The sequence below is a fragment of the Streptomyces durbertensis genome (assembly GCF_014156695.1).
In the GTDB taxonomy this organism is placed as follows: domain Bacteria; phylum Actinomycetota; class Actinomycetes; order Streptomycetales; family Streptomycetaceae; genus Streptomyces; species Streptomyces durbertensis.
This window is the reverse complement of the sequence record NZ_WMLF01000137.1, coordinates 1-12,197: the sequence shown is the minus strand read 5'-3', so window position 1 is coordinate 12,197 and position 12,197 is coordinate 1. Positions and strand designations below refer to the sequence as shown.

Here is a 12,197-nt window from a genome sequence, read left to right as displayed (position 1 = left end):
CAGCTGGGTGCCGCTGGGCCGCAGGTCCTCGCCGAGGAACGGCGTCGCCAGCCCCAGCACGGTGGCGTCGATGCCGACGAGCAGGACGGCGCAGACCAGGACGGCCAGCGCCAGCCAGCGCCCGGGGTGGGCCTGCGGCTCCGCGTCGGCGGCCTTGACCGTACTGACGGGGGTGGCCGGTTCGGGGTTCGAGGGCTGATGGTGGCTGTTCATGCGGGTTTCCTTGCGAGTGCTCCGCCGAGGAGCAGTTCGATGACGAGGGTGGGCGCGTCCTTGGGTGCCATCTGGCCGTCCTGGACGGACCAGTCGGAGGCGGCCACCAGGGCGTAGAGGGCTTCGGTCAGCCAGGCCGGCGGCAGTTCGGGGCGGAACTCGCCCTCCTGCTGTCCGCGCCGGAACAGCGCGCTGATCCGGTTGTCGACCCGGCGCCAGCCGTCGTCCATGCGGTCCTGCTCGAAGAGCTGGTGCTCGGTGTAGAGGAACGCCAGGAAGCCGGCCACCGGCATGACCTGCCCGACGAGGCGGCGGACCGCGTCGGAGGCGGAGCCTTCGTCGATGGCGGCGGCGTCGACGCACTCGTCCAGCCGTCGCACGCCCAGCGCGCCGAGCGCGGTGACCAGGGCGTCGCGACCGGCGAAGTACCGGTGCAGGGTGGCGCGGCTGATACCGGCGGCTCGGGCGACCTCGTCCATGGAGGCGCCAGGCTTGCGGGCCAGTAGTTCGGCGGCGGCGGCGAGCACCTGCTCGGACTTCGTAGACATGAGACAATCATATCTCAGATGAGACAGCCTTGTCTCATTCTTCAGGTGTGCCGAACGTCCGGACGGATCGGTGAGAGACCGGCGGGGTCAGGCCCAGGTGAGGTCCGAGCGGTGGCGCCAGTAGTCGGCCGGCGACTCGGCGAGGGCGGCCAGGCGCTCCCGCTGCTCCTCGGTGAGGTCGACGGTCACCGCGTGCAGGTTGGTGAACAGCTGCTCCACGGTCGCGGCACCGGAGAGCACCACCGTCGCCCACGGCTGGTACAGCATCACCGCGAGCGCCACCGCGTCACAGGTCGCGTCGCACTCCTCGGCGACCCGCCGCAGCTCCTCCGGCGCCCACTCCGGCGCGAGACGGCCGTTGGCCATGGCCTCCTTGACGATCACCCAGCGGCCGGCGTCGTGCGCCTCGGCCAGCGCCTCGCCGACCGAGGGCTCCAGCAGGTTGCAGGTGGCCTGCAGCGAGCGGAACAGCGGTTCGCCGTCCACCGTCACCTCAAGCGCCCGCCTGACCGCCTCGGCCTGGTCCGGCCCGCTCACCGACAGGCCCACCGACACACCCTCCCCGGCGAGTTCGGCCAGCGCGCGCTGCATCTCCGCGTCGGTGAGCACCGGGCTCTCGGGGGTGACGGAGTGCACCTGGTAGAGGTCCAGGTGGTCGCCGAGCAGCTGGCCGGTCTCGGCCCGCTGGGTGCGGAACATCGCCAGCGAGTGCTCCTTGACCTCGTGGACGTCCGCGCTGACCCGCCAGTTCGCCGTGTACACGTAGCCCCACTTGCTGCCGACGACCACCTCGCCCGCCTCCGGGTGCTCCTCCAGCCACTCCCCCAGGAACTCCTCGGCGCGGCCGTAGCTGCGGGCGGTGTCGACATAGCGGACGCCCTGCGCGTAGGCCGCGTCCAGCAGTTGCCGGGTGCGGTCGCGCAGGGCGTCGGCGGAACGCTCGGCGGGCAGGTCGCGCTCCCGGCCGAGGTTCAGGTAGCCGGGGCGGCCGACTGCGGCCAGGCCCAGTCCGATCCGTGCGGTCGGCGTGGTGGCCTCGGCCAGGCGGGTGAACGGCATCACGGCTCCAACGTCACGGCTGCGGTGGGACCTCCACCGTAGCCGTGCGGCGCCGTGCTACCGGTTACCGGCCTGCGCCCACTCGCGCTGCTTCACCAGATCGGACTTCACCTCGGCGAGCTGTGCCGCGACGGCCGAGGGGGCCGTTCCGCCGCGTCCGTCCCGGGACGCCAGCGAGCCGGACACGGTGAGCACCGAGCGCACCTCGGGCGTCAGGTGCTCGGAGATCGCGTGGAACTGCTCGTCGGTGAGCTGGTCCAGCTCGACGCCCTCCTTCTCGCAGACCTTCACGCACTCGCCGGCGACCTCGTGCGCCACCCGGAACGGCACGCCCTGCCGGACCAGCCATTCGGCGACGTCGGTGGCGAGGGAGAAGCCGGCCGGCGCCAGCTCCGCCATGCGTTCCCGGTTGACGGTCAGCGTCGCCATCATCCCGGTGAACGCCGGGAGCAGCACCTCCAGTTGGTCGCAGGAGTCGAAGACCGGCTCCTTGTCCTCCTGGAGGTCCCGGTTGTAGGCGAGCGGCAGCGCCTTGAGGGTGGCCAGCAGCCCGGTGAGGTTGCCGATCAGCCGGCCGGACTTGCCGCGCGCCAGCTCGGCGATGTCCGGGTTCTTCTTCTGCGGCATGATCGAGGAGCCGGTGGAGAAGGCGTCGTGCAGGGTGACGAAGGAGAACTCCTTCGTGTTCCAGATGATGACCTCCTCCGCGATCCGCGAGAGGTCGACGCCGATCATCGCCGTGATGAACGCGAACTCGGCGACGAAGTCCCGTGAGGCGGTGCCGTCGATGGAGTTGGCGGCCGAGCCGTGCTCGAAGCCGAGGTCGGCGGCGACGGCCTGCGGGTCCAGGCCGAGGGAGGAGCCGGCCAGCGCGCCCGAGCCGTACGGCGAGACGGCGGTGCGCTCGTCCCACTGCCGCAGCCGCTCGGCGTTCCGCGACAGCGCCTGCACGTGGGCCAGCACGTGGTGCGCGAACAGCACGGGCTGGGCGTGCTGGAGGTGGGTCCGGCCGGGCATCGCCACGTCCGGGTGCGCCTCGGCGAGACCGACAAGCGCCTCCTGGAGCTCGGTGATCAGCCCGCCGATGATCCGCGCGTGGTCCCGCAGGTACATCCGGAAGAGCGTGGCGACCTGGTCGTTGCGGGAGCGGCCCGCGCGCAGCTTGCCGCCGAGGTCGGGGCCGAGGCGTTCCAGCAGGCCGCGTTCGAGGGCGGTGTGCACGTCCTCGTCGGCGACCGTGCCGACGAACGAGCCGTCCTCGACGTCGGCGGCGAGCCGGTCGAGGCCGGCGAGCATGCGCTCCAGCTCGTCGGCGGTCAGCAGACCGGCCTTGTGCAGCACCCTGGCGTGGGCGCGGGAACCGGCGATGTCGTAGGGGGCCAGCCGCCAGTCGAAGTGCACGGAGGCGCTCAGCCTCTCCAGCGCCTCACTCGGCCCGTCCGCGAACCGGCCGCCCCACAGCTTCACTTCGCCGCCCTGCCGGGCTCCTTCGGTCATGTTCTCCGTGCTCCTCGTGGCGGATGGCGACCGCCCCACCGGACGGCACCGGTGGGGCGGCCTCGGGTCTGTCGTGCGGGTGCCCGGACCTTACTGTGCCAGGTCCCGCTTGGCGGCGATCTTGCTCGACAGGCCGAAGATCTCGATGAAGCCCTTCGACATGGACTGGTCGAAGGTGTCGCCGGTGTCGTAGGTGGCCAGGTGGAAGTCGTACAGCGACTTCTCCGACCGCCGGCCGGTCACCACGGCCCGGCCGCCCTGCAGGGTCATCCGGATCTCACCGGTGACGTGCTGGTTGGCCTCGTCGACGAAGCCGTCCAGGGCCCGCTTGAGCGGGGAGAACCACAGGCCGTCGTAGACCAGCTCGGTCCACCGCTGCTCGACCTGCCGCTTGTACCGGGCCAGCTCCCGCTCGACCGTGACGGCCTCCAGCTCCTGGTGCGCGGTGATCAGCGCCATCGCGCCGGGCGCCTCGTAGACCTCCCGGGACTTGATGCCCACCAGCCGGTCCTCGACCATGTCGATCCGACCGACACCGTGCGCTCCGGCCCGCTCGTTGAGCTGCTGGATCGCCTGGAGGACCGTCACCGGCCGCCCGTCGATCGCCACCGGCACACCCTGCTCGAAGGTGATGACCACCTCGTCGGCCTCCTGCGGGACGGCCGGGTTGGAGGTGTAGTCGTAGACGTCCTCGATCGGGGCGTTCCAGATGTCCTCCAGGAAGCCGGTCTCCACGGCCCGCCCGAAGACGTTCTGGTCGATGGAGTACGGCGACTTCTTGGTGGTCGCGATGGGCAGGCCCTTGTCCTCGCAGAAGGCGATGGCCTTGTCCCGGGTCATGGCGTAGTCCCGCACCGGGGCGATGCACTTCAGGTCGGGCGCGAGCGAGGAGATGCCGGCCTCGAACCGGACCTGGTCGTTGCCCTTGCCGGTGCAGCCGTGGGCGACCGTGGTGGCGCCGTGCTTGCGGGCGGCGGCGACCAGGTGCTTGACGATCGTCGGCCGGGACAGCGCCGAGACCAGCGGGTACTTGTCCATGTAGAGCGCGTTGGCCTTGATCGCCGGGAGGCAGTACTCCTCGGCGAACTCGTCCTTGGCGTCGGCCACCTCGGCCTCCACCGCACCGCAGGCGAGCGCGCGCTTGCGGATGACGTCGAGGTCCTCCCCGCCCTGGCCGACGTCCACGGCGACGGCGACGACCTCGGCTCCGGTCTCCTCCGCGATCCAGCCGATGCAGACGGAGGTGTCCAGGCCACCGGAATATGCGAGTACAACGCGCTCGGTCACGGGGTGCTCCTTACGATCCATGCGGTGACTGGTATAAGTATGCACTCCTCCGCATGCTTCGTCAACGCCGCAGGTCAGCGCGGGTTTGGAAGGGCCCGGCCGGGCTTTTTCTCCAGGTCGGCGCGGTGCGCGGGCCTAGGGTGACGGCATGGGACAGAGCTTCGAACACCTCAACGACCGGCTGCGGCGCTTCATAGAGCGGCAGCCGGTCTTCTTCACCGCCACCGCCCCGCTCGCCGAGGACGGCACCGTCAACCTCTCCCCCAAGGGCCTCACCGGGTCCCTCGCCGTCCTGGACGAGCGCACGGTCGCCTACCTCGACTTCGCCGGCAGCACGGCGGAGACCGTCGCCCATCTCCGGGAGAACGGCCGCATCACCCTCATGTGGTGCGCGTTCGAAGGTCCGCCCAGCATCCTGCGGCTGCACGGCAGCGGCGAGCCGGTGCTCCGCGACGACCCGCGCTTCCCGGAACTGCTGACCCACTTCCCCGACATCGACCCGGCGCGGCACGGCCTCCGAGCGATCATCGTCGTGACCGCCGACTCCGTCAGGACCAGCTGCGGCTTCGCCGTGCCGCTGATGGAATACCAGGAGGACCGGCCGCTGCACGCCTCCCGCTTCGAGCGGGAGGACGACAGCAGCCTCGACGCCTACTTCCAACGCTGCGAGCACGTGGGCACCAGCCTGGACGGCCTGCCCGCGCTCCCGCTCCCCCTCCCGCCCACGCCGAGCCCGGCCACCTGAACGGCGGCCGCCCGGTCAGCGGTTCTTCTGGGCGAGGCGCAGGAGGTGGTCGGCGAGCGCCTGCCCGCCGGTCGGGTCGCGGCTGATCAGCAGCAGCGTGTCGTCGCCGGCGATCGTGCCGATGATCTCGTGCAGCTCCGCCTGGTCGATCGCGGACGCGAGGAACTGCGCCGCGCCGGGCGGCGTCCGCAGCACCACCAGGTTGGCCGACGCCTCCGCCGAGATCAGCAGCTCGGCGGCGAGCCGGGAGAGCCGGGCCTCGGTGGCCGACTCCCCCAGCGGCGCCCGGGGCGTCCGGTCGCCGCCCTCGCTGGGCACGGCGTAGATCAGCTCGCCCTGGGCGTTGCGGATCTTCACCGCGCCCAGCTCGTCGAGGTCGCGGGAGAGGGTCGCCTGGGTGACCGAGAGGCCGTCGTCGGCGAGCAGCTTGGCCAACTGGCTCTGCGAGCGCACCGGCTGACGCCCCAGCAGGTCCACGATCCGCCGGTGCCGGGCGGTACGGGTCTGCGGGACGGCGGGCCCGCCGTTGTGCCCCTCGGTCATCGTCACTCTCCGGCTCCTCGGCTGCGGTCTGCTGCGTCGAGGACTGCGGGCAGGGCGGCGACCAGTGCGTCCGCCTCCCGCTCGCCGATGACCAGCGGCGGTGCCAGCCTGATCACGTCCGGCTTGACCGCGTTCACCAGGAAGCCCGCGTCCTGAGCCGCCTTCTGCGCCTGCGGCGCCACCGGCTCGGTGAGCACGATACCCAGCAGCAGCCCGGCCCCGCGCACTTGGTCGATCAGCGGGTGCCCCAGCGCCCAGACGCGCTCCCGCAGCCGCTCGCCGAGGGCGAGCGCGCGCGCCGGCAGGTCCTCGGCGGCGAGCGTGTCGAGCACCGCGAGGGCGGCGGCGCAGGAGACCGGGTTGCCGCCGAAGGTGGAACCGTGCTGGCCCGGCGTCAGCAACGCGGCGGTCTCGCCGAACGCGAGCGTGGCGCCGATCGGCATGCCGCCGCCGAGGCCCTTGGCCAGGGTGATCACGTCCGGCACCACGCCCTGGGCGATGCTGCTGAACCAGTGCCCGGTGCGCCCGATGCCGGTCTGCACCTCGTCCACCACCAGCAGCGTGCCGGTGGCGGCGGTGATCTCCCGGGCGGCGGCGAGGTAGCCGTCGGGCGGCACCACCACGCCGTTCTCTCCCTGGATCGGCTCGACGACAAACAGCGCGGTGTCCTCGGTCACCGCCGCTCGCAGCGCCTCCACGTCGCCGTAGGGCACGTGGGTGACGTCGCCCGGCAGCGGCCGGAACGGGTCCTGTTTGGCGGGCTGGCCGGTCAGGGCGAGCGCGCCCATCGTGCGGCCGTGGAAGCCGCCTTCGGTCGCCACCATGTGGGTCCGGCCGGTACGCCGGCCGATCTTCACGGCGGCCTCCAGCGCCTCGGCGCCGGAGTTGCAGAAGTACACCGACCCGTCGCGGCCGGCCAGTTCCAGCAGCCGCTCGGCGAGCGCCACGACGGGCTCGGAGATGTACAGGTTGGAGATGTGGCCGAGGGTGGCGATCTGGTCGGAGACCGCGCGCACGACGGCCGGATGGCCGGTGCCCAGCACGTTGACGGCGATGCCGCCGACGAAGTCCAGGTACTCGCGGCCGTCGGCGTCCCACAGCCGGGCGCCCTCGCCGTGGCTGAGGGCGAGCGGCGGCGTGCCGTAGTTGTCCATCAGCGACCGCTGCCAGCGGGCGCGCAGCGCGCCGCTGTGCGGGGCGGCGGCCTGGTCGGCGGCCTTGTCAGTGGCCGGGGTGGCCTGGTCGGTGGTGGTCACGGGTCACTCCCCCTCGTCCGGCACGACCATCGTGCCGATGCCCTCGTCGGTGAAGATCTCCAACAGGATGCTGTGCTGGACGCGCCCGTCGATGACGCGGGCCGTGCGGACGCCGTTGCGCACGGCGTGCAGGCAGCCCTCCATCTTGGGCACCATGCCGCTGGCCAGGTCGGGCAGCAGCTTCTCCAGTTCGCTGACGGTCAGGCGGCTGATGACGTCGTCGCTGTTCGGCCAGTCCGCGTACAGGCCCTCGACGTCGGTGAGGACCATCAGCGTCTCCGCGCCCAGCGCGGCGGCGAGCGCGGCGGCGGCGGTGTCGGCGTTGACGTTGTAGACGCCGGTGCCCGGACTGCCCTCCTCGGCCTCGTCGGCGCTGCGGGCGATGGAGGAGACGACCGGGATGCGGCCGTCGTCCAGCAGCGCCTCGATGGCCCCGGTGTCCACGGCGGTGATCTCACCGACCCGCCCGATGTCCACCTTCTCGCCGTCCACGTCCGCGTGCCGCTTCACTGCCGCGAACAGATGTGCGTCCTCGCCGGTCATGCCGACGGCCAGCGGGCCGTGCTGGTTGAGCAGCCCGACCAGCTCCCGCTGGACCTGGCCGGCGAGCACCATGCGGACGACGTCCATCATCTCCGGCGTGGTGACCCGCAGCCCGCCGCGGAACTCCGAGGCCAGCCCGGCCTTCTCCAGCTGCGCGCTGATCTGCGGCCCGCCGCCGTGCACGACCACCGGGCGCAGCCCGGCCTGCCGCAGGAAGACGACGTCCTGGGCGAAGGCCGCCTTCAGCTCCTCGTCGACCATGGCGTTGCCGCCGAACTTGATGACCACCGTGCGGCCGTTGTGCCGGGTGAGCCAGGGCAGCGCCTCGATGAGGATGCGGGCCTTGGGCAGGGCGGTGTGTTTGCGAGTGCTCATGAGGAGTAGGCGCTGTTCTCGTGGACGTAGTCGGCGGTCAGGTCGTTGGTCCAGATCACCGCGGACTCCTGGCCGGCGGCCAGGTCGGCGGTGATCCGCACCTCGCGGTAGCGCATGTCGACCAGGTCGCGGTCCTCGCCGACCTGCCCGCCCTTGCACACCCACACGCCGTTGATGGCGACGTTCAGCTGGTCGGGCTCGAAGGCGGCGGAGGTGGTACCGATCGCGGACAGCACCCGCCCCCAGTTGGGGTCCTCGCCGTGCACGGCGCACTTGAGCAGGTTGTTCCGCGCGATGGACCGGCCGACCTCGACCGCGTCCTCCTCGCTGGCCGCGCCGACCACCTCGACGCGGATGTCCTTGGAGGCGCCCTCCGCGTCCCGGATCAGCTGCTGCGCCAGGTCGTCGCAGACGGCCCGGACGGCCTCGTGGAACTCGGCGGTGTCCGGCACGACCTCCGAGGCGCCGGAGGCCAGCAGCAGCACGGTGTCGTTGGTCGACATGCAGCCGTCGGAGTCGACCCGGTCGAAGGTGGTGCGGGTGGCCGCCCGCAGCGCGCGGTCCAGCTCAGCGCTGTCCACGTCGGCGTCGGTGGTCAGCACGACCAGCATGGTGGCCAGGCCGGGCGCGAGCATGCCGGCACCCTTGGCCATGCCTCCGACCGTCCAGCCGTCGCCCTCGGCCACGGCGGTCTTGTGCACGCTGTCGGTCGTCTTGATCGCGATGGCGGCCTTCTCGCCGCCGTGCTGGGAGAGTGCCGCCGCGGCCGTCTCGACACCCGGCAGCAGCTTGTCCATCGGCAGCCGGATGCCGATCAGCCCGGTGGAGGCCACCGCCACCTCGCCGGCGCTGTGCCCCAGCACCTCGGCGACCTTCTCGGCCGTGGCGTGCGTGTCCTGGAAGCCGGCGGGTCCCGTACAGGCGTTGGCGCCACCGGAGTTGAGCACCACCGCGGAGACCTGCCCGCCGCGCAGCACCTGCTCGGACCACAGCACCGGCGCCGCCTTCACGCGGTTGCTGGTGAAGACCCCGGCGGCGGCCAGACGCGGGCCTCGGTTGACGACCAGGGCCAGGTCCGGGTTCCCGTTCTCCTTGATTCCGGCGGCGACGCCCGCCGCCTGGAATCCCTTCGCCGCGGTCACACTCACGGTGCCACTCCGATCGTCGGTAGTCCCAGCTCCTCGGGAAGTCCGAGGGCGATGTTCATGCTCTGCACCGCGCCGCCGGCGGTGCCCTTCGTGAGGTTGTCGATGGCGCTCACGGCGACAACCCGCCCGGCGCCCTCGTCGAGGGCCACCTGCACCAGCGCCGTGTTCGCGCCGTACACGGCGGCCGTCGCCGGCCACATCCCCTCCGGCAGCAGCCGCACAAACGGCTCGCGGGCCAGTGCCTTCTCGTACGCCTCCCGCACGGCGGCGGCCGTCACGCCCGGCTTCGCCTTCGCGGTGCTGGTGGCGAGGATGCCGCGCGGCATCGGCGCCAGCGTCGGCGTGAAGGAGACGGTGACCGGCTCGCCGGCCAGCGCGGACAGGTTCTGCGCCATCTCCGGGGTGTGCCGGTGCACACCGCCGACGCCGTAGGGGCTCATCGACCCCATCACCTCGCTGCCCAGCAGGTGCGGCTTGAGCGCCTTGCCGGCACCGGAGGTCCCGGAAGCGGCGACGATCACCGCCTCCGGCTCCACGAGCCCCGCCGCGTACGCCGGGAACAGCCCCAGCGTGACGGCCGTCGGGTAGCAGCCGGGCACGGCGACGCGGCGCGTACCGCGCAGCGCCTCGCGGGCTCCAGGCAGCTCCGGCAGCCCGTACGGCCACGTCCCCGCGTGCGGGCTGCCGTAGTAGCGGACCCAGTCCGCCTCCTCCCGCAGCCGGAAGTCGGCGCCGCAGTCGATCACCAGCACGTCGTCGCCGAGCTGCTCGGCGATCGCCGCGGACTGCCCGTGCGGCAGCGCGAGGAACACCACGTCGTGCCCGGCCAGCGCCTCGACGGTGGTCGACTGGAGGATCCGGTCCGCCAGCGGCGCCAGGTGCGGCTGCAGCGCGCCCAGCGGCTGCCCGGCGTTGGAGTTGCCGGTCAGCGCCCCGATCTCCACCTGTGGGTGCTGCACCAGCAGGCGCAGGAGTTCACCCCCCGCGTACCCGCTCGCCCCGGCCACCGCGACTGTCACAGCCATCGTTCCTCCTCCTCGATGGCATGACTATACGAACCCATGCAGTGTTATGCAATCGCCTTCTCGCATTCCGAGCGGCCGGTGCGCGCGAGTGCCCCGACCTGGCGAGTGAGCTCGAGTTGGCGGATGGGGGCGTCACAGTTGGCGGCCACGCCCAGCCGCCGGCGAGGATCCCACGCCGCCGCGACCCATTGTCGAAATCTCGAGTGGATCCAGCGCCCACATGCCAAGATCCACATGGCGGCACCGGGTCGCCACGCAACCTCTGAGGTGGACATGTCCAACCGGCAAAGCGGCACGGTGAAGTGGTTCAACGACGAGAAGGGTTTCGGCTTCATCACTCCGCAAGGGGGCGGCGACGACCTCTTCGTGCACTTCAAGGCCATCGAGTCCGACGGCTTCAAGTCTCTCAAGGAAGGCCAGACCGTCTCGTTTGTCGCTGAGCGCGGCCAGAAGGGCATGCAGGCGGCGCAGGTCCGCCCGGAGTAACCCGCTTTCAGGCCGAGTGTCGCGGTTGGCGAGCGTCGCCAACCGCGGCACTCCGTCACATCGCCCCGAAGCCGGGTCCCGATTCACCCCATACTCGCGCCGCCGTGGCCACCCGGTCCGCTCGCCGGTTCGCCGCCGACGCGCGACCGCCCGCCAGGCCGTCACCCGCAGCGCGGCCCGGCCCGGGCGGACCGCACACGCCAGCCAGGCGTAGGACCATCGGCCGAGGTGGGCGAGCACTCCGCGCCCACAGCCTGCACCAACCGGCTCATCGCCTGTTCGTGACCACACCCCCACAGGAGCGACGAAGTGCACCAGCTCATGTACAGCGACATCAAGGCCGCCGTCGACCGGATCTCCGGGCGGGTTCGCCCTGTCGCGCTGGCTCGCGTCGACCCGGGCGCGATCCCCACCGCCCAGCCCGACGGGCCGTGTGACGTGTGGCTGGCCTTGGAGTTCATGCAGCACACCGGCTCGTTCAAGGCCCGTGGCGCGCAGAACTTCCTCCAGGCCCACCGTGAGGCAGGCACCCTGCCCGATGCCGGGGTGACCATCGCCTCGGGCGGCAACGCCGGTCTGGCGTGCGCCTGGGCTGCCCGGCAACAGGGCGTCCGCGCCACGGTGTTCCTGCCCGCCACCGCACCGGAGGTGAAGCTGGCCAGGCTGCGCGGCTACGGCGCCGAGGTGCGGCTGGTCGGCACCGAGTACGCCGAAGCCCTCGCCGCCTGCGAGGAGTTCGTCGCCGCCACCGGCGCGCTCGCCTCGCACGCCTACGACCACCCGCTGATCGCCGCCGGCGCCGGCACCCTGATGGAAGAGATCCACCACCAGGTCCCGGGCCTCGACACCGTGGTGGTCGCGGTGGGCGGCGGCGGCCTGTTCGCCGGCGTCGCCACGTCGGCCCGGCACCACGGCATCCGCACGGTGGCCGTCGAGCCGGAGCGCTGCCGCGCGCTGAACGCCGCGCTGGAGGCCGGCCGCGTGGTCGACGTTCCGGTGGACTCGGTCGCCGCCGACTCGCTCGGCGCCCGCCGGACCTCCGCCACGGCCCTCGCCGCCGCCCGGCACGACGACGTGCGTTCCGTCCTGGTACCGGACAGCGACATCGTCCGCGCCCGCCAGGCCCTGTGGGACCACCGCAGGGTGGCGGTCGAGCACGGCGCCGCGACCGCCCTGGCAGCCCTGACCGGCCCGGAGGCCGCGAACCACGGCTACCGCCCGACCCCCGGCGAGAGGATCGCCGTCATCCTCTGCGGCGCCAACACCGACCCCTCCGACCTGGCGAACCAACCGACCCCGCACTGACACGCCCGCAGGGCGGACTGGCTCGCCCGCTCGCGTTCAGTGCGGCTCGCGGAGGTGGAGTAGGTAGGTGGCGGTGTGGGCGACGGCGGGGTTGGTGTCCTGGGTGAGGGTCGTGAGGGTGGCGGCAGCCTGGGGGCCGGGGATGCCGGCCAGGGCTTGGGTGAGGC

Annotated in this window: 12 protein-coding genes and 1 pseudogene; 3 read left to right on the top strand and 10 right to left on the bottom strand. The window is 72.2% G+C overall.

From position 1 onward, the window contains the following. From GL263_RS11890 to GL263_RS11870, 5 genes and pseudogenes are all read right to left on the bottom strand, one after another. Positions 1-213: pseudogene (locus GL263_RS11890) on the bottom strand (hypothetical protein); the annotation flags it as partial. Beyond that, positions 210-761 carry a TetR/AcrR family transcriptional regulator gene (locus GL263_RS11885; protein WP_182855603.1) on the bottom strand — a complete coding sequence of 184 codons (552 nt, stop codon included), beginning with the start codon at positions 759-761 and terminating at the stop codon, positions 210-212. The pseudogene GL263_RS11890 and the gene GL263_RS11885, both read right to left, overlap by 4 nt. Positions 762-848: 87 nt before the next feature. Next, on the bottom strand, positions 849-1,820 hold the full coding sequence (locus GL263_RS11880) for an aldo/keto reductase (RefSeq protein ID WP_182855602.1): 972 nt from the start codon (positions 1,818-1,820) through the stop codon (positions 849-851). Between the two features lie 57 nt (positions 1,821-1,877). Beyond that, positions 1,878-3,317 (bottom strand): argininosuccinate lyase, encoded by a 1,440-nt coding sequence (gene argH, locus GL263_RS11875; RefSeq protein ID WP_182855601.1) that lies wholly within the window; start codon positions 3,315-3,317, stop codon positions 1,878-1,880. 90 nt (positions 3,318-3,407) lie between these two features. After that, on the bottom strand, positions 3,408-4,604 hold the full coding sequence (locus GL263_RS11870; RefSeq protein ID WP_182855600.1) for an argininosuccinate synthase: 1,197 nt from the start codon (positions 4,602-4,604) through the stop codon (positions 3,408-3,410). A gap of 148 nt (positions 4,605-4,752) precedes the next feature. Between GL263_RS11870 and GL263_RS11865 the strand changes: the two genes are divergently transcribed. Next, positions 4,753-5,349 carry a pyridoxamine 5'-phosphate oxidase family protein gene (locus GL263_RS11865; RefSeq protein WP_182855599.1) on the top strand — a complete coding sequence of 199 codons (597 nt, stop codon included), beginning with the start codon at positions 4,753-4,755 and terminating at the stop codon, positions 5,347-5,349. A gap of 15 nt (positions 5,350-5,364) precedes the next feature. Here the strand turns inward: GL263_RS11865 and GL263_RS11860 are convergent, their stop codons facing one another. The 5 genes from GL263_RS11860 to argC all read right to left on the bottom strand — a co-directional run bounded on the left by GL263_RS11860 (position 5,365) and on the right by argC (position 10,239). After that, positions 5,365-5,892 (bottom strand): arginine repressor, encoded by a 528-nt coding sequence (locus tag GL263_RS11860; RefSeq protein ID WP_143646948.1) that lies wholly within the window; start codon positions 5,890-5,892, stop codon positions 5,365-5,367. Positions 5,893-5,894: 2 nt separating this feature from the next. Beyond that, positions 5,895-7,073 (bottom strand): acetylornithine transaminase, encoded by a 1,179-nt coding sequence (locus tag GL263_RS11855; RefSeq protein WP_228456445.1) that lies wholly within the window; start codon positions 7,071-7,073, stop codon positions 5,895-5,897. Between the two features lie 78 nt (positions 7,074-7,151). Then, complete coding sequence (gene argB / locus GL263_RS11850) at positions 7,152-8,066, bottom strand: acetylglutamate kinase (protein WP_182855598.1); 915 nt, start codon at positions 8,064-8,066, stop codon at positions 7,152-7,154. After that, a complete protein-coding gene (argJ, locus tag GL263_RS11845; RefSeq protein ID WP_182855597.1) occupies positions 8,063-9,214 on the bottom strand; it encodes a bifunctional glutamate N-acetyltransferase/amino-acid acetyltransferase ArgJ in 1,152 nt (383 codons plus the stop codon). Before argJ ends, argB begins: the two co-directional genes overlap by 4 nt. Next, positions 9,211-10,239, bottom strand: coding sequence for an N-acetyl-gamma-glutamyl-phosphate reductase (argC, locus tag GL263_RS11840; protein WP_182855596.1), 1,029 nt, complete (start codon positions 10,237-10,239; stop codon positions 9,211-9,213). Before argC ends, argJ begins: the two co-directional genes overlap by 4 nt. A gap of 273 nt (positions 10,240-10,512) precedes the next feature. Between argC and GL263_RS11835 the strand changes: the two genes are divergently transcribed. Beyond that, positions 10,513-10,725 (top strand): cold-shock protein, encoded by a 213-nt coding sequence (locus GL263_RS11835; protein ID WP_182855595.1) that lies wholly within the window; start codon positions 10,513-10,515, stop codon positions 10,723-10,725. 309 nt (positions 10,726-11,034) lie between these two features. Continuing rightward, complete coding sequence (locus GL263_RS11830) at positions 11,035-12,030, top strand: threonine/serine dehydratase (RefSeq protein WP_182855594.1); 996 nt, start codon at positions 11,035-11,037, stop codon at positions 12,028-12,030. The last annotated feature ends 167 nt before the right edge of the window (positions 12,031-12,197 follow it).